This window comes from Streptomyces sp. NC-S4 (assembly GCF_054353315.1).
Genome location: NZ_CM135937.1, coordinates 8636614 through 8659697, shown reverse-complemented (window position 1 = coordinate 8659697; position 23084 = coordinate 8636614). Strand labels below are relative to the sequence as shown.

Annotated in this window: 19 protein-coding genes and 1 pseudogene; 11 read left to right on the top strand and 9 right to left on the bottom strand. The window is 69.1% G+C overall.

The features are described from left to right. The first annotated feature begins 68 nt into the window (after positions 1 to 68). Complete coding sequence (locus ACXNSR_RS38785) at positions 69 to 2963, top strand: AfsR/SARP family transcriptional regulator (protein ID WP_458640036.1); 2895 nt, start codon at positions 69 to 71, stop codon at positions 2961 to 2963. A gap of 568 nt (positions 2964 to 3531) precedes the next feature. Here the strand turns inward: ACXNSR_RS38785 and ACXNSR_RS38780 are convergent. Then, a complete protein-coding gene (locus ACXNSR_RS38780) occupies positions 3532 to 4026 on the bottom strand; it encodes a GNAT family N-acetyltransferase (RefSeq protein ID WP_458640035.1) in 495 nt (164 codons plus the stop codon). Positions 4027 to 4938: 912 nt separating this feature from the next. Here ACXNSR_RS38780 and ACXNSR_RS38775 point away from each other — a divergent pair. Then, on the top strand, positions 4939 to 5667 hold the full coding sequence (locus tag ACXNSR_RS38775) for an SDR family oxidoreductase (protein ID WP_458640034.1): 729 nt from the start codon (positions 4939 to 4941) through the stop codon (positions 5665 to 5667). Here ACXNSR_RS38775 and ACXNSR_RS38770 read toward each other — a convergent pair. Next, complete coding sequence (locus ACXNSR_RS38770) at positions 5646 to 5867, bottom strand: hypothetical protein (protein WP_458640033.1); 222 nt, start codon at positions 5865 to 5867, stop codon at positions 5646 to 5648. The two genes, ACXNSR_RS38775 and ACXNSR_RS38770, sit on opposite strands and share 22 nt — an antisense overlap. Before the next feature lie 176 nt (positions 5868 to 6043). Here ACXNSR_RS38770 and ACXNSR_RS38765 point away from each other — a divergent pair, with 176 nt between their 5' ends. Continuing rightward, entirely contained in the window at positions 6044 to 6415 is a 372-nt protein-coding gene (locus ACXNSR_RS38765) for a hypothetical protein (RefSeq protein WP_458640032.1), read from the top strand. Positions 6416 to 6431: 16 nt separating this feature from the next. Here ACXNSR_RS38765 and istB read toward each other — a convergent pair whose 3' ends face one another. Continuing rightward, positions 6432 to 7181, bottom strand: coding sequence for an IS21-like element helper ATPase IstB (gene istB / locus ACXNSR_RS38760; RefSeq protein WP_458643506.1), 750 nt, complete (start codon positions 7179 to 7181; stop codon positions 6432 to 6434). A 242-nt stretch (positions 7182 to 7423) separates the two neighbouring features. Further along, positions 7424 to 7897 (bottom strand): HRDC domain-containing protein, encoded by a 474-nt coding sequence (locus ACXNSR_RS38755; RefSeq protein WP_458640031.1) that lies wholly within the window; start codon positions 7895 to 7897, stop codon positions 7424 to 7426. A 556-nt stretch (positions 7898 to 8453) separates the two neighbouring features. On the opposite strand from ACXNSR_RS38755, the gene ACXNSR_RS38750 reads away from it, so the two are divergent. After that, complete coding sequence (locus ACXNSR_RS38750) at positions 8454 to 8711, top strand: hypothetical protein (RefSeq protein ID WP_458640030.1); 258 nt, start codon at positions 8454 to 8456, stop codon at positions 8709 to 8711. A gap of 839 nt (positions 8712 to 9550) precedes the next feature. Here the strand turns inward: ACXNSR_RS38750 and ACXNSR_RS38745 are convergent. Further along, on the bottom strand, positions 9551 to 10312 hold the full coding sequence (locus ACXNSR_RS38745; protein WP_458640029.1) for a class I SAM-dependent methyltransferase: 762 nt from the start codon (positions 10310 to 10312) through the stop codon (positions 9551 to 9553). 661 nt (positions 10313 to 10973) lie between these two features. Here ACXNSR_RS38745 and ACXNSR_RS38740 point away from each other — a divergent pair. Further along, positions 10974 to 11811 (top strand): annotated as a pseudogene (locus tag ACXNSR_RS38740) (IS630 family transposase); the annotation flags it as partial. Positions 11812 to 11944: 133 nt separating this feature from the next. Here ACXNSR_RS38740 and ACXNSR_RS38735 read toward each other — a convergent pair. Beyond that, positions 11945 to 12727: a winged helix-turn-helix domain-containing protein gene (locus ACXNSR_RS38735; RefSeq protein ID WP_458640028.1), complete on the bottom strand. Its 783-nt coding sequence runs from the start codon at positions 12725 to 12727 to the stop codon at positions 11945 to 11947. A 254-nt stretch (positions 12728 to 12981) separates the two neighbouring features. Beyond that, positions 12982 to 13161 carry a hypothetical protein gene (locus ACXNSR_RS38730; RefSeq protein WP_458640027.1) on the bottom strand — a complete coding sequence of 60 codons (180 nt, stop codon included), beginning with the start codon at positions 13159 to 13161 and terminating at the stop codon, positions 12982 to 12984. 322 nt (positions 13162 to 13483) lie between these two features. Between ACXNSR_RS38730 and ACXNSR_RS38725 the strand changes: the two genes are divergently transcribed. Continuing rightward, positions 13484 to 13783, top strand: a complete 300-nt coding sequence (locus ACXNSR_RS38725) for a hypothetical protein (RefSeq protein ID WP_458640026.1) — start codon at positions 13484 to 13486, stop codon at positions 13781 to 13783. Positions 13784 to 14260: 477 nt separating this feature from the next. Here the strand turns inward: ACXNSR_RS38725 and ACXNSR_RS38720 are convergent, their stop codons facing one another. After that, the gene (locus tag ACXNSR_RS38720) at positions 14261 to 14875 is read right to left on the bottom strand and encodes a DUF6262 family protein (protein WP_458640025.1); all 615 of its coding nucleotides are present in this window, start codon (positions 14873 to 14875) and stop codon (positions 14261 to 14263) included. Between the two features lie 1009 nt (positions 14876 to 15884). On the opposite strand from ACXNSR_RS38720, the gene ACXNSR_RS38715 reads away from it, so the two are divergent. From ACXNSR_RS38715 to ACXNSR_RS38705, 3 genes are all read left to right on the top strand, one after another. After that, positions 15885 to 16415 carry a potassium channel family protein gene (locus ACXNSR_RS38715; RefSeq protein ID WP_458640024.1) on the top strand — a complete coding sequence of 177 codons (531 nt, stop codon included), beginning with the start codon at positions 15885 to 15887 and terminating at the stop codon, positions 16413 to 16415. Positions 16416 to 16849: 434 nt separating this feature from the next. Continuing rightward, a complete protein-coding gene (locus ACXNSR_RS38710) occupies positions 16850 to 18214 on the top strand; it encodes a glutamate decarboxylase (RefSeq protein ID WP_458640023.1) in 1365 nt (454 codons plus the stop codon). Between the two features lie 1190 nt (positions 18215 to 19404). Continuing rightward, complete coding sequence (locus ACXNSR_RS38705; RefSeq protein WP_458640022.1) at positions 19405 to 19563, top strand: hypothetical protein; 159 nt, start codon at positions 19405 to 19407, stop codon at positions 19561 to 19563. 580 nt (positions 19564 to 20143) lie between these two features. On the opposite strand, the gene ACXNSR_RS38700 is transcribed toward ACXNSR_RS38705, so the two are convergent. Continuing rightward, entirely contained in the window at positions 20144 to 20869 is a 726-nt protein-coding gene (locus tag ACXNSR_RS38700; RefSeq protein ID WP_458640021.1) for a dienelactone hydrolase family protein, read from the bottom strand. Between the two features lie 667 nt (positions 20870 to 21536). On the opposite strand from ACXNSR_RS38700, the gene ACXNSR_RS38695 reads away from it, so the two are divergent. Beyond that, the gene (locus ACXNSR_RS38695) at positions 21537 to 22061 is read left to right on the top strand and encodes a peptidylprolyl isomerase (protein WP_458640020.1); all 525 of its coding nucleotides are present in this window, start codon (positions 21537 to 21539) and stop codon (positions 22059 to 22061) included. Positions 22062 to 22780: 719 nt separating this feature from the next. Next, positions 22781 to 23053: a hypothetical protein gene (locus ACXNSR_RS38690; RefSeq protein ID WP_458640019.1), complete on the top strand. Its 273-nt coding sequence runs from the start codon at positions 22781 to 22783 to the stop codon at positions 23051 to 23053. Positions 23054 to 23084 lie beyond the last annotated feature (31 nt).

Sequence of the window (23084 nt, the reverse complement as noted above, 5' to 3'; positions counted from 1 at the left end):
TGCAACCATGACCGGACACGCTGCAGGGCAGATGAAATTCCGATGATGTGCGAAAGCGGGGCCTCTCCATGGACAGCGCAGCTCCCGGGCAGCTCCGGATCGCGGTGCTCGGGCCGTTACGGGCGTGCCGGGGCGGAGATCCGCTGGATCTGGGGCCCGTCAAGCGGCAGGCCGTGCTTGCCGCGTTGCTGCTCAGCCGGGGAACCGTGGTGAGCCATGAGCAGCTGATGCACGGGGTGTGGGGGGCGGAGCCGCCCGCGTCCGGTCACAAAGTGCTGGCCAGTCACGTCAATCCGCTGCGCCGGGCGCTCGATGCGGAGGGCACCCGCCCTTCGGAGTCGGTGATCCGCAGCGGAAAGGGTTGGTACCGCTTCGTTGTCGACAGGGTCCGGCTCGATGTGGCGGAGCTGGCCGAACGGGGCGCCGAGGCGCGGCGTACGAAGGCGTCCGGCGAGCTGGCCGGGGCCGTCGACCAGTTGTCCTCGGCGCTCGCCCTGTTCCGGGGCGAGCCCCTCGCCGGCGTGCCGGGGCTGTTCGCGCAGGCCGAGCGGGAGCGGCTCCGGGAGCGCCGGCGGGGGCTGCGGCTGGAGCGGCTCGAGTGCCTGGTCCTGCTCGGCCGGTTCGGCGACGCCCTTGACGACCTCACGGTCCTGTCCCCGGCCGACCGGCACGACGAGTCGCTGCTGGCGCTTCGGATGCGGGCCCTGTACGGCTGTCAACGCCAGGCGGAGGCCCTGAACGCCTATCAGGGCATGCGCGTACGGCTGCGTGACGAGCTCGGCGTCGATCCGGGGGAGGAACTCCAGCGGCTGTACGAAGCGGTGCTGCGCCGCGACGACGCACACCTGCTCGGTCCCGCCGCCACCCGGGCCACCGCACCACCCGCCCGGCCCCGGACCCGCCGCACCGTCAATGAACTGCCGGGCGACGCCGGCCGCCTCGTCGGCCGGGAGGACGAACTCGCCCGGCTGACCGCGGCCTACGCCCCCGGATCCCTGTCGGTCCTGACGGTGGACGGTACGGCCGGTGTCGGCAAGACCGCGCTCGTCGTACGCGCCGCCCGTGAGCTCAGCGACCATTACCCGGACGGCAGCCTGTTCGTGGACCTGCGCGCGCACAGCACGCAGCGGCGGCAGACTCCCGAACAGGCACTGCAGCGCCTGCTGCGCTCCCTGGGCGCGGCCAAGGGCGAGTTGCCGAGCGACCTTGAGGAACTCACCGCCGCCTGGCGCGCGGCGACCAGCCCGCTGCGGCTGCTCCTCGTGCTGGACGACGTCCTGGACGCGGACCAGGTGCGACCCCTGCTGCCCGCAGGAGCGGGCAGCAGGGTGTTGGTGGCCGGCCGCCGACGGCTGCCCGAACTGGACGCCGATGGGCGGGTCACGCTGGAGCCGCTGCGGGGCGGGGGTGCGGTGCGACTGCTCACGCACCTCATCGGAGAGGAGCGCGCGGGCCGCGAGCCGGAGGCGACGCGTCGGCTGGTCGGACTGTGCGACGGGCTGCCCCTGGCACTGCGCATCGCCGGGTCGCGGCTGCAGAACCGCCGCACCTGGACGGTGGAGTACCTGGTGGGCCGTATGGCGGGCGACGAACGCCGGCTCGGCGAACTGAGCATCGGGGACCGCAGCGTCGAGGCGGCCTTCCAGCTGTCGTACGACCAGCTCGCACCCGATCAGCAGCTCGGATTCCGCGCCCTGGGCCAGACGCCGACGGTCGAGTTCGACGTGCTGGCGCCGGCGGCCATGCTCGGCCGGCCGCTCCACGACACCGAGCGGATCCTGGAGAGCCTGGTCGACGCGAGCCTTCTGCAACAGCCGCGTCCGGGCCGCTACCGCTTGCACGATCTGGTGCGCGTGCACGCGCGGCGCCTCGCGGAAGCCCTGCCCGACGAGGCCGCCGGCGCGCGTACGGCCGCGCTGCGCCTCTACCTGGACGCCGCCCGGATCTCCAGTGACTGGGGCCTCGCGACCGGTTTCCCGACCGGCCCCCAGCCCTCCGGAGCCCTGTTCGCACACTGGAAGGACGCGGAGAGCTGGCTGGACGCGGCCGGCGGAGAGCTCGTCGACGTCGTCGGACACGCGGTGGCCCACGGCGAGGTCGACCTCGCGTGCTGGATCGCCGAGGCGCTGGTCGACTACTTCACCCGGCAGGGCCGCTACCACGAGTCCCAGACCGCTCTCGAGATCGCGCTCGCGCACGTGAACGGGGCCACCGACCCCAGGATGGCCCTCGCCCTGCGCAACTGCCTCGCCTACACGGGCGTGTTCCAGCGCCGGTACGCGCAGTCGCGGACCTTGTTCACCGAGGCGCTCCGCCTCAGCCGGCGCGACTGCGACCATGCCGAAGAGACCCGGGCCCTCATCGGGCTGGCGTCCGTCGACATCAGCGTCGGCGAGGGGGACCGGGCGATCGTCGATGTCGCCGAGGGACTGGCCGCGTCCCGGCCGCCGCACAACGACTGGATCGCCTCGATCGGGTTCGTCATCCAGGGCCTCGCCCACCAGCTGGAGGGCCGGAACGAGGAGGCACTGGCCGGATTCGCCGAGGCCCGTACCCACGCCGATCGGAGCGGCAGACCGCGCTTGCTCGGCAGGGTCCTGAGTTTCGCTGCCGACATCCACCTCCGTCTCGGCCGGTACGCCGAGGCCAAGGCCCTGCTGCGCCAGGCGGTCCCCCTGGTCGAGGAGGCCGGGGACGTCTTCCTCTGCGCACGGGGACTGACCCGGCTGGGCACAGCAGAGCTGGGCGTGGGCGACTCGGCGGCGGCCGTGGCCCTCCATCACCAAGCCCTGATCCAGCATCATCTGTTGTCCCCGCTCACCGAACCCGCCTACGACTGGCTGGAGATGGACATCCGCTCGCGGCTGGGCCACGCCTACCTGGCGACGGGCCGCGTCGGTGTGGCGCTCGAACAGTTCCGGACCGTACTGGGCGTACCGGGCGCGCGTGGGCAGCACGGCTGACCGCACGCCACTGCCCCGCCCGGGAGGCCGTGATCCGGCCGATCCCCGCCGACCCCGCAGGCTCCACCGCCGAACCCACCTGGGCGGCCTGAGCCGCCTGTGCCGGTATGAAGCTTGGGCCACGTACCGGTGGCAGGGACGGCCCCGGCAGGCATCCAGCAGTGGCCCAACTGTCGGAGTTACCGAGGTGGGCATGTGCTGAGTAGCTCGGGGAGGACGTACCAGCCTTGATGACCTTTGCGTGGGCAGTCACTCGCGTACGGGTTCGGGGTGCAGGGTGACGCCTGTGGCGGTGCGCACGCTTGCGGCCATCTTCTGCAGCTCGGTGCGGAAGCCGTGGGCGGTGGCTTCCGCCTGGGCGGCGGGGGTGAGGGTCCGGCGGGTTCGGCGGGTGGAGCAGCGGATGCCGGGGGTGATTTCGGCGCCGGGCCGATAGCCGCATGCCTCCAGGAGCCGTCCTGCCCTGGCCCGGTAGCTCCCTGGGGGTGCGCGGTGGCCCAGCCCTCAGACGGCGGCGGGGATCCGGGCGGTGCGGCTGGTGGTCCAGTCGTGGACGCGCACAGGAGGGCTACCGCGCCTCGAAGGCAACCCATGTGTTCCCCGGCAGCTCGGGCTTCCCGGGCACCGGTCGCCGCTCCTCGGTCCAGGCCTCGCCGGCAACTTCGGAAGCGACGTGACGCCAGAAGCGTGCCGCGCCCGTGTTCTCCTCCTGAAAAGCGATCTCCCATCGGCCGGGGTGCGCCGCCAGGACGGCCTGCACCGCTCGCAACCCGAGGCCCGACCGGCGTGCCCCACGCACCACGAAGAAGCTGTTCAGCACACGCGCATCGCTGTCCAGGGCGCGTACGAACGCAAAGCCGACCGGCCGGTCACCAGACCATACGAGATAGGCCGACCAGGTGGGATCGCCGATCGCCGACTCCAGCCACTCGCGGCGGTATGTTCCGTCCGGGTTCGGCAGGACGCCCCAGAACTCCGACAGGTCGTGCAGGAAAAGTGGCCAGAGTCGTTCCAGGACGTCTCGGTCCTCGGCGCCCGCTCTGCGGACAACAAAGTCTGCCATCTGATCCTCCTCGAGAACGCGAGAAGCCTTCCGGCAGACCGGAAGGCTTCGAACTATCGAGCGGACCATATCGTGTCTACGACCTGGACACGCAGCTCGCGATCCAGGCGCCGACATAGCGGACACACGGAGGTTCACCCGCACCCCTCCACGAACCAACGCGGCGGATGTGGATGCCACGGGTGGCCATGTGGATGACGGGCCTGGTGGTGCCGTGATCGGCGGCGAGGGTGTTCAGGTCAGCCGGTCGCTCTGGGCCCGGATGATGCCGCGCGCGGGGCGGATGCCGCATCGGGGTCTGCCGGGCTCGGCGCCGTGCTCGATGCAGCCCGGGCAGCGCGCCTGGTCCGCCGGCGTATAAGCGCACACTGCACCACCACCATCCTGCGCGCCGACGGGCGGACGTCGCCACGCCGGTGCCGATGAGTCACCTGCACCTCCGTTCCAGGACATGCCGTTGCCGGTGGAAACGGCGGATGGTCTGCCGCGCCGTGCCCTGGTCTCGTGAAGCGCAGCAGACATCGCCGGCCCGATGCCACGCGCCGACCGCGCCATACACAGGTCTCCGATCAGGTCCCCGGGGCCATCTCCGCATCGTGGCCCACTGCCCTTCGCCTCGATCGCCGAACTGGCGGATACGGCAGAGAACATGCGGCACATGAACCGCATGGCTGCTTCTCGCCTGCGTCCCGTCTCCCCGAAGTCGGTGGGTGGGGCCGCGCACACCCATACCCGCCGGGCCGACAGACGCGCCTGACTCAGCGGTTGCCGACTACTCGCCAGGATGCGGCCTGCGGCAGGAGGCGCACGCCGCGACCCGTTGGCCGGACATGCCGCCCTGACCTTGCATCAGACGCCAGAATAGGGATCGCGTGTCACATTTCGGACACGCCTCCTGACGGAAGGCATGTCATGAAGTTCGCGGTCATGGGCGGTACCGGGCTGATCGGGTCGCAGGTCGTCACGAATCTGAACGCCGCCGGTCACGAGGCGGTGCCGCACTCGCAGTCCACCGGAGTCGACGTCATCAGCGGCCAGGGACTGGACGACGCGGTGGCGGGGGCCGACGTCATCGTCAACCTGACGAACTCCCCGACCTTCGACGAAGCCTCCCTGGCCTTCTTCCGGACCTCGATGGACAACCTGCTGGCCGCAGGCGAAAAGGGTGGCGTACGCCACTTCGTCATCCTCTCGATCGTCGGCGTGGACCAGGTGCCGGAACTGGATTACTACCGGGCCAAGGCGCTCCAGGAAGACATCCTCACGGCCGGACCGATCCCCTACTCGATCGTCCGCGCAACGCAGTTCATGGAGTTCATCGACGCGATCCTGTCCTGGACCGCCGACGGCGACACCGTCCGGCTGCCCGCCACGCCGATCCAGCCGATCGCCTCCAGGGACGTGGCTGCCGCCGTGGCAGAAGTCGCTGCGGGCGCCCCGCTGGGGGGTATTCGCAGAATCGCCGGACCCGAGGTCTTCTCCCTGGACGAGTTGGGCCGGCTCGCCCTGTCCCACAAGTCCGACGGCCGCACCGTCGTCACCGACCCCGCCGCCGGCATGTTCGCCGTCGTCAAGGGAGACGTCCTCACCGACAGGGACGCCCACCTCGCCCCCACCCGCTATGCCGACTGGCTCTCCTGAACCCTCCCCGAACCACGGGCGGTGCGGGTGAGGATCTGCGCACAGACACCGGTATCGAGGATCGCGGGCGCCTGGTGCAGGACGAGGTTGGTGTCGGCCAGGAGGGCGGCGGCGTACAGGTGCAGGGTTTTCAGGTCCACGTTCTTGCTGCCCTCGCCGCGAATCCGGCCCAAGAGGGGGTGACCGTCGGTGGCCTTCACCGCTTGGCCGCGTAGGTCACCAGCGGGAACGGCTGTCGGCAGATCCGGGGAACGCCCCAGCTCGTGTGGCCCTGGCGATGTCGGCGAAAAGCAGGAACATCGGGCTGTTGTGCCACGCGATCGGTCAGCTGCATGCTCCGGGCTGCTGAGCTCTGCCCATGAGGGATGATCCCTTCATGGACAGAGTTGTTGATCTTGACGAAGCGGCCGTGCTGCTACTCGAGCGAGTTGAGCGCTGGAGGTCGGCCGGCCTTGAGGTCGGAGAGATGACCTGGCGGGATGGAGAGGCGAAGTGGCCCCAGCCTCTGGAGACCGACAGGGCTCGGGCGACCGATCCCGATTCCCTCGGTGTGGTGATCTCGGGTTCGGCGGAGGCCGAGTTGCAGGTGGTTCTGTTTCGCGGCGGCTGGGCTGACGTGGACTTCTTCGACGGCCTTGACGATTTCGGACCTATTCCGGCTTTTGACATCGCCTCAGCATGTGACTTCGCAGCCCGGATAGATCAGTGGGTGGTGCGAGTCTTCGGATCCCTTGGGAGCGTTCAGTGAGTGCTGATCCGCCGGTTCAGCGGACGGGCTGTTGCTCGGCGTGTGCTCGGGTGGTGGCCAGGCGGTAGGAGTCGGTGCCGGTTTCGATGATGTTGCCGCCGAAGGTGAGGCGGGGGTCGGTGAAGGTCTTGGTCCAGCCGGAGAAGGACTCATTGGAGGCGATGGCGACGCTGTTCTTCTCCTCGCGTTCGGTCAGAACCTGAAAGAGGAGTTCGGCGCCGCGGCGGTCGAGTTCCATGTAGCCGAGTTCGTCGATGCAGAGCAGGTCTACGCGACCGTAGCGGGCGATGGTCTTGGTGAGCTGCTTCGCATCGGCGGCTTCAACGAGCTCGTTGGCCAGCTTCGTCGCCAGGACGTACTTCACCCCGAAGCCGGCCATCGCCGCGTCGGTGCCCAGCGCGATCAGCAGGTGGGACTTTCCGGTGCCTGAGTCCCCGACGAGGCAGAGGGGCAGCCCCTTCTTGATCCACTCGCATTTGGCGAGGGTGTGGATCACAGCCGCTTCGATGTTGGGGTTTGCGTCGAAGTCGAGCTTGCGGAGCGACTTGTCGCGAGGGAATCCGGCGGCCTTGATGCGGCGCTCTGAGCGGCGGCGGGCCCGGTCGTCGTACTCCGCCAGCAGGAGTTCGGCGAGGAAGCCGGGGTAGGGCATCTGCTCGCGTCCGGCCTTCTCGGCCAGCTCAGGGAACTGCGATCGGATGGTGGGCAGCCGCAGCATTTCGAACCCGCCGTACCGGCCCGCGACGGGGGTGCCCGCGCCGAGCAGGTTGAGCGCCTGCGCGCGGGTGAGGGGTACGGCGCGGGCGGTGGAGTCGGGGCGAGGCGCTGGTCCGTCGTCGCCTGGCTGGTCACTGGGGGTAGGCCGTACGCGTAACCACCGCTCACGCTCAGTAGCGCAAAGATGACGACGGCGCAGGTCCGCATCCGGAGCATGGTGAGCATGGCTGCCTCCGCAGCATGAGGACGTCGATCCCCGAGCGGAGGAGGCCTCACTGACCATGCAACGCCTCAACGGCGCAGGCTGCATCCCGAGCACGGTCGGCGGCGGGCTCCCGAGTGGCCGTCAGGAGCCGGGGGCATCTCGTCCAGGTCGAAGGGCGGCTCTTCGGCGTCCGGCGCCGCAGGCCGTGCCGCCGACGGGGACGCCGCATGAACCGGACCGGCGGGAGCCGGAGCGGCAGGGGCAGAAGCGACGCAAACGGCCGGGGGCGCCGAGGCAGGGGCGGGAACCGTGGCGCTGCACTGCGCCAAGGTGCCGATGACTCCCTTGGCGTACTTCGTGAGCTTGGCCTCGCCGAAGCCGCCGATGGTGCCCAGCTCCTCCGTCGTGGTGGGCAGCCGCGTCGCGATATCCCGCACCGTCGCGTCGTGGAAGACCACGTACGCCGCTACTGCGTGCCCCCGCGCCGTCTCGGCGCGCCAGGCGCGCAGGGTCCGGTTCGGCAGCGGCCGGCAGGTCGACCGGTACGCGGGCGCCCTCACCCGAGCGCGACCCGGACCCGGACTCCTTGGTGGCTGGCCCGGCGGGCGCCTTCTCCTTGCGCATCGGGACGCTGCGGCGTCCTCCCAGCACGATCTCGCCACGGCCCGGATCCGGGAGCAGCACCTGCTGGAGGTGGAGACGGGCTGCCGGAGCGGAAGCCCGTTCCGCTCTCCCTGTGCGGACCGCCACGTGGCGACCCACCACCGTGGCCAACCCGGCCCGGTACCCAGCACGTCGCCCGCTTCCGGAACCTCGAACAGGACCGCGGGCTCGCCGAAGGAGCAGTTGTGGGACCAGACCGGTCCGACAACGAGAGTGGGCACAGCGGAGGCGGGGTAGCCATGGCGCCAGCACACAGGCCTGTCGGCGTTTCGCGTCGCACTTTCGCCGAGCTCGTCACCGAAAGTGGGCCGACCGCTACCCTGCGGCCGAAATTCAACGCTCACACCGGCCGACTGGACCGCTAACCGGCCAACTAAAACGCTAAGTCACAACACCGTGATGACCGGAGTGGAGCACTCGCCAAGAAAATCGAACACATGTTTTACTTGGAGTGTGCGACCACCGTTCCGTTTCCCCGAGGACCTGATCACGCTCCAGAGGGCGTGGGAGCAGACCTACACCGAACTCGCTCAGGCCCCGGCCGGGGCGGGCACGACCGCACTGCGCCGCCGACTGATCACCCTCTCCGGAAACCTGTGCACCCATCCCCACTGGGCGGCCCCCGCCACCTGGCGGGCCGGCGGCGTCGAGCTCCGGCGAGCCGCCCGCACCCACACCTCCGCACCGGCCGACGGGGAGGCAGCAGCATGAACGAAACAGACCACCGCCAAGCCCCGCCCGCAGGTGGCCATTTGGGCACCCACTCGGACCAGCCCCTGCGCACGGTGCGGATCTCCCTGCGCGAGGTACGGCGCCCCAGCGTCACCGCTCCGCGCGCCCTGCAAGCAGGCCCGGCAAGAGCTGCCGGCCCGCCGCCCTGACTGTGTCAGATCCCTCTCCGTCGGCCCCGATCGCCCTGATCCTCCCCGACGGACAGGCCATCGAGCGGGTACGGCTCTACGAACGCCAGCAACTCGACTCCGGCTTGTGGATGTACCGCATCGGCGTTCTCCTGTGGCAGACCGCTGCAAACAGGATGAATTGCATCGGCCACAACACTCTGCGCGTTTTGACTGCTGTCGTCCTTGCCGGTCAGGGCCTCGGGTCCGTGCATTGTTGCGGCTGATACAACACCGTTTGTGGCTCTTGAAGCGCCTGGATCGGCGCGCCTTGTTCTCGCGCGTAATGTCGCTCACCGCGACCCCGCACCGGCAGTGTTCGAGGCGATGAAGGATGGGTAAGCCAGGCAACAGGCTGCCCGTTTCCTGCGGGTCTCGACGATCGGCCCGCGGCTGCACGTGGTGCAGCGGATGTTCGAGTTCACCGGCCTGTATCCGTGGCAGTGGACTCCCACCGAGGGCGAGGCGTTCATCACAGAGTTGCGCGGTGGCAGCAACTCTTCTTCGCCAACGGCTGCACGAGTACCACCCGTCCTCCGTGAAGCCCCCGAACGCGGCTCGGAGGAACGGTCGGGCGGTCCGATTTCTGGCGTGGTGGCCGGGAGTCGGCCGGGGCGAGCACGCGGCTCCTGAGCGGACCGCGGGTGCTCGTTACTCGGCCGAGCCGGTAGCCGGGGGCACCTCCAGAACGAAGAACAGGAAGCACATCGTGGTCGAGAAGCGTTGGAAGTCGTCGGGGTAGAGCTCGCGGGCGGCCGGATCGGGCTGTGGCTCGCTGATGACGGCCAGACGGAAACCGGCGGCGGAGAAGGCGTCAGTCATCGCGTGCAGCGGCCTGCGCCAGAAACTCATCCGGGCGCTCTGCCCCACCAGGTCGGTCCATTCCTGGGTGTAGCTGGTGGTCGCGTGATAGTCGGGCCGAGGGTCCTGGATGGCGTAGTCCACGAAAGGATGCTGCACCGACGCGATCAGTCGACCGCCGGGCCTGAGTACTCGCCGCATCTCGGCCAGGGTCGGGCCCCAGTCCTCCACGTAGTGCAGCACCAGCGAGGCCAGGACGTCATCGAACTCACCGTCGGCGAACGGCAGCGGGTCACCCAGGTCGGCCACATGCAGGGCCGCGTCGGCACCCAGCCGCTGCCGTGCCAGCTCCAGCATTTCGGCGCTGGCGTCGAGGCCGGTGACGAGAGCACCCCGATCGCGTAGTGCACCGAACAGGGGGCCGGAGCCGCAGCCGGCGTCGAGGATCCGGCGGCCGGCCACGTCCCCGGCGAGGGACAGCATCGCGGGCCGCTCGTAGTAGGCGTTCAGGAGACTGGTCTCGCTCAGTGCCGAGTACGCCTCGGCAAAGCCGTCATAGTCGTTCACCCCGGCCGCAAGTGCGGGCTTGGCATGGTCTTCGGCGGTAGGCATACTGCGGTCTCCGTCGTGTCATCTCGGCATATCGCAAGGTCGTCCTGATGATCGACGTGGATTCGGCGCGTCCCGGTTCCGGTGTCGGAGACAACTAGATCGTTTCGTCTGGATCACCTGCACCTTGGCCCAAATACACCGTTGGCCGACGTGCAGTGGGCGCGGATCGAGCCGCGACTACCTAACCGGACGCCGAAGCGGAGTGCGGGGCTCTGGTCGCCAGTTGTGACTCCGGCTCTTCTGTGGAGCCAATCCCCGCGTGCTTGTCCTGGCGTCGAACCTGGCCTGCCAGTTCTCCCAGCTTGTATGCAAGAGCCTCTGGCCACCGATGCGGCACCCCAGAAGTCGAGCCAGAACCCGAGGTCTGACGGCACTGAGGTATCGGCCACGAGAGCACCGGGATGGACCCGGTGAAAGGCCCTGGTCACGCGGCGATCCGACGCGACCACCCCGACCGCCGGTGCACAGCCGCAACCGTGGTGCGGCAATCTGTTGTAGTCGGACTCGGTGAACCAAACGAGACGGTTTGAGCGGCTGCGGCCCAGCCCATGGCAACCACAGCAAGTGGAGTGGCCTGGTCACTGGTCGAGAGCTCTACTGACCTTGAAGTCGTCCTGTCGTAGGGGCTGACGATCGGTGATCGTCGCGGTATGCCGGGTGTATGAGGTATCCGCAGGGTGGGGGTCTGACCGCGGAGAGGCAAGTCTTCCGTGAGCGGATCCGAATGGAAGCAGTGGCGATGTTCGCCGCCGGGCGGGGCAGTACGGACATCGCGCAGGAGTTACGGGTCAGCCCCGGTCGGTCCAGCGATGGCGGAAGGCCTGGAAGGCGGCCGGCCGGAACGGGGTTCGATCCTGTGGCCCCGCGTCCAAGCCGAAGCTGAGCGACGCACTGTTCGCCGCGCTCGAGGAGGAGCCGGCCAAGAGCCCGGTCGCTCACGGATAGCCGGACCAGCGGTGGACGCTGGCCAGGATCAAGACCCTGATCGGCCGACGGTTCCACACGTCGATGACACTGTCAGGCATCTCGCAGATGCTGCGGAGACACGGCTGGAGCCACCAGGTTCCAGCGCGCCGGACTCTCGAGCGGGACGAGGAAGCGGTGGCCGGCTGGGTGAAGGACGTGTGGCCGCACGTGGAAACACCGCGGCGGCGCTCGGAGCCTGGATCGTCTTCGAAGACGAGGCCGGATTCTCGGTGACGCCGCCGACCTCCCGCACCTGGAGCCGACGCGGCACCACACCCGTCATCCGGGTCCCCGGACGCTCCCAGCGCCGCTTCTCCACCGCCGCCCTGTGCTGCTACAAACCCGGCGAACGCTCCCGCCTGATCTACCGGCCGAAACGACACACCGATCACAGGGCCGGGGGCCGCAAGAGCTTCGCCTGGACCGAGTACCGCGACCTCCTCATCGCCGCCCACCAGCAACTCGGCGCACCCATCGTCCTCATCTGGGACAGCTTGAACGTCCACAAAGACCGCCGCATGTGGGACTTCATCGAGGGATTCCTCACCGGGACCGGACTCACACTGACGACACCACGCCCACAACCTCAGTAACAACCGCATTGCTCCTCGTACCCCGCGAACCCGCAAGGTGCCGATACGGCACTGGTGGCTCGGGGTCCGCGCTTCACGTGCCGACCGGAGCCAAACCGTTGGTGTTCAGCAGGGCGAGGCCGAGATGGGTCAGCGTGTGAAGGGCAGCTTTCCGCTCGCGGGTGAGGGCGGCCAGTCCGGCGCTGCGCAGCGTGGTGGCGTGCTCGCTGGCGCTGGCCGGTGATATCCCCGCCCGCTGGGCCAGATGCGTCGTGGTGCACGCGGGATGGTCGGCGATCACACACAGCACGACCGCCCGGGTACGGCCGAGAAGCGCGGCCAGGGCCGGTGGCACCGGAGCATCGGCCCGGCGTGCATTAGCGGAGAGATCCCACAGACCGACCGCGTCGACCGGATTGCTCAGAGCCGGATACACCATGACCACGGCGCCTGCCTGGCCGGCGAACAGTTGCGGCACCGGCCCGCAGAACACCGACGCAGCCAGAACCAGCGGGCGCCCCGCCAGGTGGAAGTCGGTGGCCGGGTGGACGAGCGGCCGCTGGTCCGGGATCTCCAGCGCGGGGGGATTCCACAAGGCCATCGGGCACAGGCTTTCCAGCAACGCCGTCACCCCACCCCGCATCATGAGGCGCCCTCGGCGCGCCACCTCCCCGTCCAGGTGGTGGTGGACGCGCCCCCGGTACGGGGCCACTGCCCCCCGGTCGGCCGCCATCACCCCGGACAGCCACTGCGCCCGCCGCCTGCTTGCCCCAAGTACGGCGAACTCCGCACGTAGAGGGCCTTGTGGCGAACTGACCAGCCGCTCCAGGCCCTCACCCGTACTCTCCGCAGTGCCCACCAGGGTGAACAGGTCCACCAGCCCACCGTCCGGCGAGCTGAGGAATCTCGCGGCGTCCGGCCCATCTCCTGTAACGAGTGGGCTCGTGCGCGCCAGCCATGGAACAGCGCCTTGCCGTCCCGCCGCTGGAGGTTCCACAAGCTCAGTGTTGTCTCCGCGAGCGGACCCAGCAGATTGATCTTCACGCGCGCCAGGTCCTCCGTGGTGAAGTGCAATCGCAGCGCACCGACCTCCTCATTCGCCTGAGCCGAATGCTTCACGTTGCGCTCGTTTCAGGGCAGACCGAGACGAGTCGATTTGCCTGTGTTCCTGGGCGATTTCTGTCCGTCGGAGCGCCACTTCCCGCCGACGGTCGGCATACCGCGCATGGCGAACAACGCATCCGATCGCTGCAGCACGACAACGGCGAGCGTTGGCTCCTCCGTCGGTGCCGGCTCGCCGGTGAACGTCACGTGAGCAAGTCCTCAGCCGTGCAACACCCCTAGCACACAGCCTCTTCGCTGTCTGGTGAACGGTTCAGGCGCCCCGTGTCAGGACCCTCGGTTCGGCTACGACCGAATCGAATAGCGCGGACCCGCGCTCGAATCCGATGGTAGGGACGGCAGCCCCGAGTGGTGCGGTGGGCGCGGAAGCGGCTAACCCGCCACAACGGCCTGCCTAACAATCAGGCAGCCGCTCAACTCGGTGATGCAAACACCAGGGGAGCCGGCCAGCACCTCACACGTGAGACGCAATCGCACGGGTCAACGCAACCTACAGATCAAGGAGTTCAGCATGCGCATCATTCGCAACGTCCTCGGAAGCGTGGGGGCCGCCGCCGCGCTCGCACTCGCGATCACCGCAACCCCCGCCGCTGCCGCCGCTCCGGCAGCCACGGCGTCGGTCGTCGTGGCGCCCACGGCAGCAGAGCCCAGCGCGCTCCCGCTCTACTGGTCGCCGACGAACCAATACTTCACCTATAAGTCCACCTGCGACGACCGCGGCGCGTGGTACTGGGACAACCACGCCAACGTCTACAGCTGGGACTGCCGCCCGACCAGCGACGGCTACAGGCTGTGGCTCCAGAAGGGCTGAACAAGCAGTGGCGAACTTCTGATTCGCCACTAGTGGCCTGTCACGCAGCCTCGTCCGGATCCTGTCCGGGGTCGTGCCGCAGCGCGGGAACGGGGATCGCACCGGTGGTCGCAGAGCATGGGAAGGCTTCCTGACAGGAGACGGTGGCCTGCAGTGCGGGGCGGTCCTTCCAGATCGGGAGGACCGCCCCCAACCATCCCGGCTGTTGCGCTATGAGTGAGAGGGCTCTCCAGATGCCGGAAGACCAGGCAATGGGTCGCGTATTGCAGTCATCCCACCTGCCGGGCTCGAAAAGGCCTCCCCATGCCCGAATGACCCCAATATGGAAGCGTGAGGCCACCGAATCGAGACGAGCGGCTACTGGGAACTACAAGGAGCATCGGCCCTCGGTCACGGCTCGAAGAAGTCCCGGGCATGATACAGACCCTCCCAGGGGGACGAGGGTGAGCACGTAGCCACGTACCGGGCTGTGCACTTTCACACGAACGCTGACAAGCCCCGCAGCGGAGAACCGGCGGGTCGGGTCCGGTGGTGTTCGAGGAGCTGGGCTTCGAGGGCAGCGATGCGTTCGTCTGAGAATCGGAGGTCGGAGCGGGCTCCTTCGAGCCGTTCCTGGAGCTTGCGATGCTCTTGGGTCAGTTGCTGGACTCGATGCTCGAGGATCGTGTTCTTGCTGACCAGGTGCTGGACGGACTCACCGGGGACCATCTGGTCGAAGTCGCGGATCTGTCCCATGAGCTCGCCGATCCGCTCCCGCTGGGCGAACGCTTCCTCCTGGGTGCGGGTCAGCTCGCTCTCGGCGTTGTGGGCTCGCTCCCTCCAGGTCGCCTCAATCCGGTCGTACTTTTCACCCGCTTGACGGTCGTGACGGCTCTTGCTGGCGGCAACGGCCTGCTGGACGAGAGCCCGGGCTTCCGCGTTCTCATAGAGGAACGTGGCGGACACCTCCGCGCGTTCAGCGATTGCCCGCACTGCGAGCCGAACGCGTTCTCTCCGCAGCTGTGCGATGGCCTTCTCGACCTGGCGGAGCTTGTCCGTGGTCTGCTGACGTCGGGCAGCGATGGCTGCCTCGGTCGGACCGGGACCAGACATTACTCGATCTCCTCGTCCTCGTCCTCGTCCTCGTCCTCGTCGGTGCCGTACTCGCCCTCGAGACCGTCGTCGTCGGGGCCTTCGAGTGGGCCAGTTCCCGGCCCCGGAAGGCGGTGGCCCAGACGCGTCCGAAGTAGTCCTGCGGCCGACGTAAGTCGAGGGAGAGCGCTTCGTCGAGGAGCCCGACGGCTGCCAGGGCCTTCTCCAGACCGGCGATCGCTCGCGCGGTGGGCGGGGCTCGAAGAGGTTGTGCAGGTAATCGGCGGTCGCGCTGGTGGGGGCACCTTCGGCGATCATGCGCCACCGCTCTCGCTTGCGGTGCCAGTAGACGAGGTCAGCGCCCCATTTACTCCACCGGCCGGGTTCCGCAGGCAGCACAGGACGACTCGGCCCCTGCAAGCCCACGGGCACGCTGCCGCTCGATGCTGGGCAGGCAACGGTCCTGGCCGCCAGGCTCGCGGAGACACTGCTGAAGTCACCCGGTTCCCCCGCCTCCGTCCGGTTTCCAGACACAGCGGTCACCACAGTCCGCCTGCTGCCGCGTGTACATGAAGAGCGCGATGTTGCGCTCCGCCCGGCCAGGGACCGGATGCGGGAGGCGCTCGACGAGTCGGTGGGTACGGGTTCGACTCCGGCGGGGCCGGGGCGATGCATGGTCGGCGACGGGTGAGAGTGGACCGTTGGCCAGACCGAACCCCCAGGGCGGGCCACGATTCGAGCCCGTCGGCAATGCCTGCGGTCGGCGCGGGCGGCGCGGGCGGGCGGACTGCCCTCCTTCCCCGGGCGGCCTGCAGCGGCTGCCGGCGCCTTCGGCGGCAACGGAGTTGCAAGTGATGCGGAAGCCATGCACCTCTTCACCGACATGCTTCCAAACGGGCTACAAGGAGGTCGCCGTGTCAGCGATCCCATGGCGCGCCTGGTACGGGGCACGCAGACCACCCAGAGAGTGAGACCGAGGAAGGCGCAGGGCCAGTGGGCCGGGAGCAGGGATAGATCATGGAGCTGAAGTGTGAACAAGACGGGCAGTGACCGTCGGCAAGCAGTACTTTCCATCGCACGTGTACTGACAACGGCGGGCATCCTGATCGCCTGCTACTACCTGCTGCCGTTCGATTCGACCTTGACAACAGGCCCCATTCTCGTGCTTGTCGGGTGCCTCGCGGGGCTGACGCTGCTTCTGGCGTGGCAGATCCGCAGGATCACCCTGTCCCCCTGGCCCGGCCTACGTGCCATGGAGGCACTGGCACTGAGCATCCCTCTGGTCGTGCTGCTGTTCGCAGCGGTCTACCGGCTGGTGGACCTGAACGCACCGGGCAGCTACAGCGAGGCACTGTCACGGACCGACGCTCTGTACTTCTCCGTCACCGTGTTCAGCACGGTCGGCTTCGGAGACATCGTGGCGCGCAGCGAGCCGGCCCGGCTGCTCACGACGGGGCAGATGACCGTGAACCTCCTGCTCCTCAGTGTCGCGGTCCGTCTTATCGTGAACGCGGTCGAGCAGGCCAAACAGCAGCGGGAGCAGGTCGGCGACCCGCCATGACCCTCTTCGCTCGATCACGGACGCCGATCCGCTTGCCTCCAGCCGTCTCCGTGGCGCCCTGAGCTGTTCCGAGGGCACCGCCGGACTCCCGGACCTCCTCGAGGATCCACGACAGCGTCAGGTGATTCCACCCCGGAAGGAGCCACGAGCCCGGATCCGGGCCGTGGTGGCCCGCTCCGGGGACCGGACCGCAGCAGCTCCTCATCGCTGTCCATGTGTCCCGGGTTCCCGGCCGTCACCGACAGAGAACCGTCGCTCAGGGTTGCCTGAGGCACCGGCCGCCCGTGGCTGCCCGCCACGACGGCGCCGCCTTCCGACGACCGACGGCCTTACCCGGTGCGCGCCTGGCCCGTTCGTGCCGGGTGTCTCCGGCCGCGTCGGTCGCGCGGTGTGTCCCTCGGCCGCGGCAGGCTCCGGCGCTGTTGAATCGAGGCATGACCAAGCGCGACGATTCGGCTCTTTTCGGTAACCGCTTCCTGACGGTGCCCGCTCCCTCGGAGACCTTCCCCGAGGAAGGCATGTCCGCGACGGACGCGATGCGGCTCGTGGATGTGGATCTCGCCATGGAGGGTGACCCGCAGCGCAACCTCGCCACGTTCGTCACCACGTGGATGGAGCCGGAGGCCCAACGGCTGATCGCCGAAAACCTCCACCGCAATTTCATCGACCATGCGGAGTATCCCATCTCCGCCGAGATCGAGCAGCGCTGCGTGCGCATGCTCGCGGACCTCTTCAACGCGCCCGGCAGGACGACCGGATGCCGGACCCAGGGCTCATCCGAGGCGATCATGCTCGGCGCGCTGTCGTTGAAGTGGAAGTGGCGCGAGCGCCGCCAGGCAGCCGGTCTTTCCACCGACCGGCCCAACCTGGTCTTCGGGGGTGACGTCCACGTCGTGTGGGAGAAGTTCTGCCGCTACTTCGACGTCGAGCCGCGGATCGTGCCGCTCGCCGAGGACAAGTACACGATCGGCCCGGAGGACGTGGAGCCCCGCCTCGACGAGAACACGATCGGCGTCGTCGCCGTCCTCGGCACCACGTTCACCGGCCACAAGGACGACGTCGTCGGGATCGACAAGCTCCTGCGGGACGTTCGCAAAGAGCGGGACCTCGACATTCCGATCCATGTCGACGGCGCCAGCGGCGCGTTCGTCTGGCCCTTCCTCTACCCGGACTCGAAATGGGACTTCCGGCTCGAGCAGGTCCGCTCGATCAACGTGTCCGGACACAAGTACGGACTGGTCTACCCCGGCATCGGATGGCTGGTCTTCCGCGAAGAGGCCGACCTCGCCAAGGACCTCGTCTTCTACGAGAACTACCTCGGCAAGACCGACGCGACGTTCACGCTGAACTTCTCCACCGGTGCGTCGATGGTGCTCGCGCAGTACTACAACTTCGTACGCCTCGGCCGCCAGGGCTACACCTACGTCATGAAGACGATGCAGGAGAACGCCCGCGCACTGGCGGACAACCTGCGCGACAGCGGCCGCTTCGAAGTGATCGGGAGCGACCTCGAGCAGCTGCCGCTGGTCGCCTTCCGTCTCGCCGGCCAGCACGCCTACGACGAGTCCGACATCGCCTGGCAGCTCTCGGCCGAACGGGGCTGGATGGTGCCCGCATACACCCTCCCGCCCAACGCGGAACGGGTGAAGATCCTGCGCGCCCTCGTCAAGGAAACCCTGAGCCGCGAACAGATCGACCGTCTGACCCAGGACATCGCCGACGCATGCCGCACCCTGGACGACAAGGGAGCGGCCCACAGCACCGAGCGGACCCAGGTCAAGCGCGGCACCGGCTACTGACGCACTGCGACTCCGAGCGACGGGCAACCGGCGACCCGTGTCGTTGTCCGTCCTGCACGGTCAGGAGCGTGACCGGAGCCCCGGAGCAGACCGTCCCGAACCGTCCCGGGCCCGGTCGCCACCGCTTCGGCGGACAGGCCGTCGCCACGCAGCCCTCGGGCGGCCGCCCGGCACGCCCGGCACGCCCGGCGGAGGCCGGGGCACCGCGGTACGCGTGACACTCCCCCGGCACGATGCCGAACTGGCCCGGGATTGCCCGCAGTGCGCGGGCGCCGCGGCACGGCTTGTCGTGTGCCGGCCCACCGGGGACCCCTCCGGGGTGCCGGAGGGGAGGTGGTTGATCGACCGGCCGGACATCGTGCAGCGCGTCCAGGACGCACACGGCAGAACAGGGATCCTGCGGGACATCGACCCCGATGGGAAGACCCCTCCGACCTGCCGTGCGACTGCAGCCGACGCCCCGTCGCGTTCACCTCTCCCGAACGTGGGGGGGCGCAAGTGGCACGCCGACCCCGTCACCCTGACCCGGGCGTAAGGGGTTGATCCTGACGCCATTGCCGCCAGGCGCGCCGGAAGCCGTCCTCTGGGGGCGCCCGGCCGGGGTGCGGGACGCTTCACCCGCCCCGGAGGGACCCTGGGGAACAGATCGCCATAGGCTCCGGCGAGCCCCCAGCACTGGCGCTCAGACCGCCGGCCCTTGGGCACGGACCCGACGGCAGTGGCCCCGCCACATGATGTGCAGGGCGCGCCGAGAGTGCTCCGCGGGAGGCGTAACGGACGCAGGCATCCGCGAAGGTCCTGCAGCGCCGCTGGAGTGGCATTCACGTTCTCCAGTTGCTCGGTGAGCGTCTCCAGCCGGTCCGGTTCTTCGGGCCGGTCCGGATCGGCTGCGGCCCTCCTGGCGAGCTCGCCGAGGACGTCCTGGTCCGTCCTGTGCCGCAACAGCCGGGTGGTGAACCCGTCCATCGCCCCACCCCTGCCTTCGGTGATCACCAGCCCCGGCCCACACCTCCGGGGCCCCGTGAGTGCGTGGCAACGTCTTGCGCCCGCCGCTGCCGGTCGCGGTGATGACTGCCTGCGGCCGTCCAGCCGCCTGGGCGGCGCACAGCGGCAGAAGACCGACTTACCTGCCGCACGCCGCTCCGTGAAACCGAGGACGAGCGGTCCCTTTGAGGAAGGTGAGGCGCGGGATGGCGGAATCGGAGGATGCAGTTGCCTTCCGCCACGTCACCGAGCGGCTGATGAAGGCACACTCTCGGCTGGACGCGGCGCTGGTCCAGAGCTCGGTACAGACGGCCTACGAAGAACTCCGGTACGCGCGCGAGTGCGCACCTATCTGCCGGTCCTGATGGAGCGCAGAGCCAAAGACCTGCTGCCGCCCGACGAGCGGACGGAACGCCACAACTGACCTCCGCGCGACCGCCCTCGGTGCGCGGGGCGCGCCTTGTGCCCTCCATTCGGATCTTTGTCGCGGCTCGGACGGTGCAGTGCGCGTCGTGGACATACCCGACTGGTACGTGTGGATCTTTCTCGGTCTGGCGGTCCTGCAAGCCGTTGGCCTCGTGCCCATCGTCCACCGACTGCGCGGACCGACCTCGCGCTGCGCTCCCGGGCACGTCTCGAACTGCTGGAGACCGTCGGCACCCTGCTGCTCATCGGCGGGCCGCTGCTGAGCCTCACGGTGGCCAGATCCTGGTTCTGGATCGCCCCCGTCGGCTTCGCGCTCATGGCCTCCGTCTACGCCGCCAAGGGTGTCCGGCGACTCCGCTCACGAACCAGGGTGTGGCGTCCAATCGCACCGTGCCGTCGCCGAGGTCCACCGCCCACAGGCTCTCAACCTTCACCGGCGGCCGGCCGTTGCCGGAGCAGACGAAAACGGGGACGGGGACGGGGCTGGCGGGCATGCGTGAGCGTCAGTGGCCGACCGCATCACTGCGTTATGGGTAGGCACTCGGCGAGCAGGTCGAGGATGTCGCGCCACGCTCGCTGTGCGTGCCGCGGGTGGTAGCCGACGCCAGGGGGCGCGGCGTGGTCGACCGGTGGGTGGTGGAAGGCGTGCAAGGCTCCGCCGTAGACCGTGAGGCGCCAGTCGACGCCTGCGGCCTGCATTTCGGCGGTGAACGCCTCCCGTTGCGCGGGCGGCATGATCGGGTCTTCCGAACCGACTCCGACCCACACCGGGCAGCGAATGCGTGCCGCCTCGTCCGGTCGGCCCGTGGTCAGTGCATTGACCGTCCCGATCGCGCGCAGGTCGACGCCGTCGCGCCCGAGTTCCAACGCGACGGCGCCCCCGGTGCCGTAACCGATGGCCGCAACGCGGGCGAGGTCGGCCCGCGGTTCGGAGCCCAACACGTCGAGCGCCGCGTGGCCGATGCACCGCATCCGGTCGGGATCGGCGAGCAGCGGCATGCAACGGGCCAGCATCTCCTCGGGGTCGCTCAAATAGCGCCCGCCGTGCAGGTCAAAGGCCAGTGCCACGTACCCCAGCTCCGCCAGGGCCTCGGCCCGGCGGCGCTCGACGTCGCTGAGCCCCATCCCCTCGGGTCCGATCAGGACTGCAGGCCTGCGATCGGCACCGCTCGGGAGCGCAAGGTGCCCGATCATCGTCAGGTCGTCGGCTGGATACTCCACTGCACGCGTTGTGACCGTCCTCATGCGACTGGACTGTAGTGACCGTCAAGTTCGTTCGGACGGGTGTTCACCTCTGGCGGACAATGGTCTGTCTCCGCTGCGTCTCCGCAGAGCTGGATGCGCAGCGGCGGTCCCCAAAGGGCACACGCTGACCCCAGGGGCGAAGATCTACGTGGTGTACGCGGAGCTCAACCTTGACGAGAACGTCGAGAACGTCGAGGACCGCTCCGCCCGCCTCCTGCGCGACCTCATGACCACCGGCCGCCCGCCCGCCCTCCCACACCGACCTCGACGCCACGATCGACGGCCGAGCCACGGCGATGACCGCCTACCAGGTCCTGGAGCCTTGGGACGAACTCGCGGTGCGGATCGTCACGGGGCTTCGGGGTCGGCCGCGCCGGCCTCCTGTCGTTGGCCATTCCCGCCGACCACACCACGCCCTAGACTGCGACCGCTCCAAGACCTGGCGATCATCGGGAGGGCGTGCAAGATGAACCGAGCACTCATCAGTGCATTAGCGGCCGTGGCGTTAGTCGTGTCCGGGGGGAGTGTCGCCGCCGCTTCCGACGGCGCTCCGCCGCGCACCACGCACGGCCCTTGCCAGTACACACAGACCCCGGACGAGCCGCCCGCGCGGGATGTTCCATTGCCGCCCGACCCGCGGCGCACGCCCAGTCGTGGCACGGTTGACATGGCTGTTCCGACCAGCCAGGGCCCGCTCCCGCTGCGTTTGGACCGTGCCAAGGCGCCGTGCACGGTCCAGAGTTTCCTGCACCTGGCACGGCATGGCTTCTACGACCGTACGGTGTGCCACCGTCTGACGGCGTATCCGACGCTGAAGGTCCTGCAGTGCGGCGATCCGACCGGTACCGGTGAGGGCGGGCCCGGATACAAGTACAAGGACGAGCTGCCGGTGGACCTGCCGCCGGCACCGACCGATCCGACCGGCGCGCGCCGCCTGTACGGGCGCGGCCTGCTGGCGATGGCCAACGCCGGCCCGAACACGAACGGCTCCCAGTTCTTCGTCGTCTACGGCGACTCCGCACTACGCCCGAACTACACGGTGTTCGGCACGGTCGGCCCTGACGGCCTGGCAACACTCGACAAAACGGCCGCCGGAGGAATCGAGCCGACCGCGGAGGACCCGGCACCGGTCGACGGCACCCCCGTGCTGCGGACCGAGCTGCTCCGCGTCCGGCCGTCCTGCTGGCATTGACTCCCCGCGGCCCGCGCCGAAGCGGCCGCGGTGGCAAAGCCCCCCAATCTCGCCCCGGGCGCTGCGGTGCCCTCTGCCTGGGGTTCCCGCGCCCCGTCCGACCATCGACATCCCTGATCCGCAGTTGGAGCGGGGGTTGGCAGACATGGACGAGGAACTGGTCCTCGATTCGAAGACCGGCAACAGCCGCCGGTCTGCACACTGGACCACTCACCGGAAGCGGCGGCAGAACGCGCCGGCTGGGGCCTGCGTAGCGCTCGGAGGGGGTGGCGGACGGCTGCAGGGCCACGGCGGGGAGCCCGTCATGGTCGCACTGCGCATAGCCGCCCGCCACCCTGGCCGCCGCACCCACCCGACCCTGACCCGCACGTCGGGCACGGCTGACCGGACGAGCCTGCCCGTCACGACTGCGCCGTCCGTGCCGCCTGTCGACCCAGTACCGAAACACCACCCGAGCTGCCCGCGCCCCGCTACGGTAGTGCCCGGCGCGCCGGTCGAAGCCCTCGGCCCGTCAACTCCGCCTGTGGAAAAGGATTGATCCAGTCCTTCCACCGGCGTGGTCCAAGGCGCGGCACAGGTGGAAGCGGGAACCGTTCACGCGTGGATGTGTGTCTCCGAGCGCACAGCGACACGTGTCCGGGCGGGGATCGCGAGCACCCGAGCGTCGTCCTGCCCGGCCGCGCCACGACGGCGACGGCGACGGCGACGGCGACGGCGACATGGAGTACGACCAGACCACGGCCGTCTACCTGTCGTCGATCAAGACCTGGACCGAATACACGATCGCCAAGACCGACCCCGACCCCAGCGCCTCGTTCAAGGACCTGCTGCTGCCGGTGGGCGGCACCACCAAGGCCGAGCTGCTCTCGCTCTCACGGCATGACGAGCACGTCGGCGCCGCTGCGGTCGGGCCGCGGCTGGCAGATCTACAACGGCATCATGGCCACCGGGGATCTGACCGGGGACCGGCACCCCCACCTGCTGGCCCGTGACTACGCCGGCGACCTGTGGCTGTACACCGGC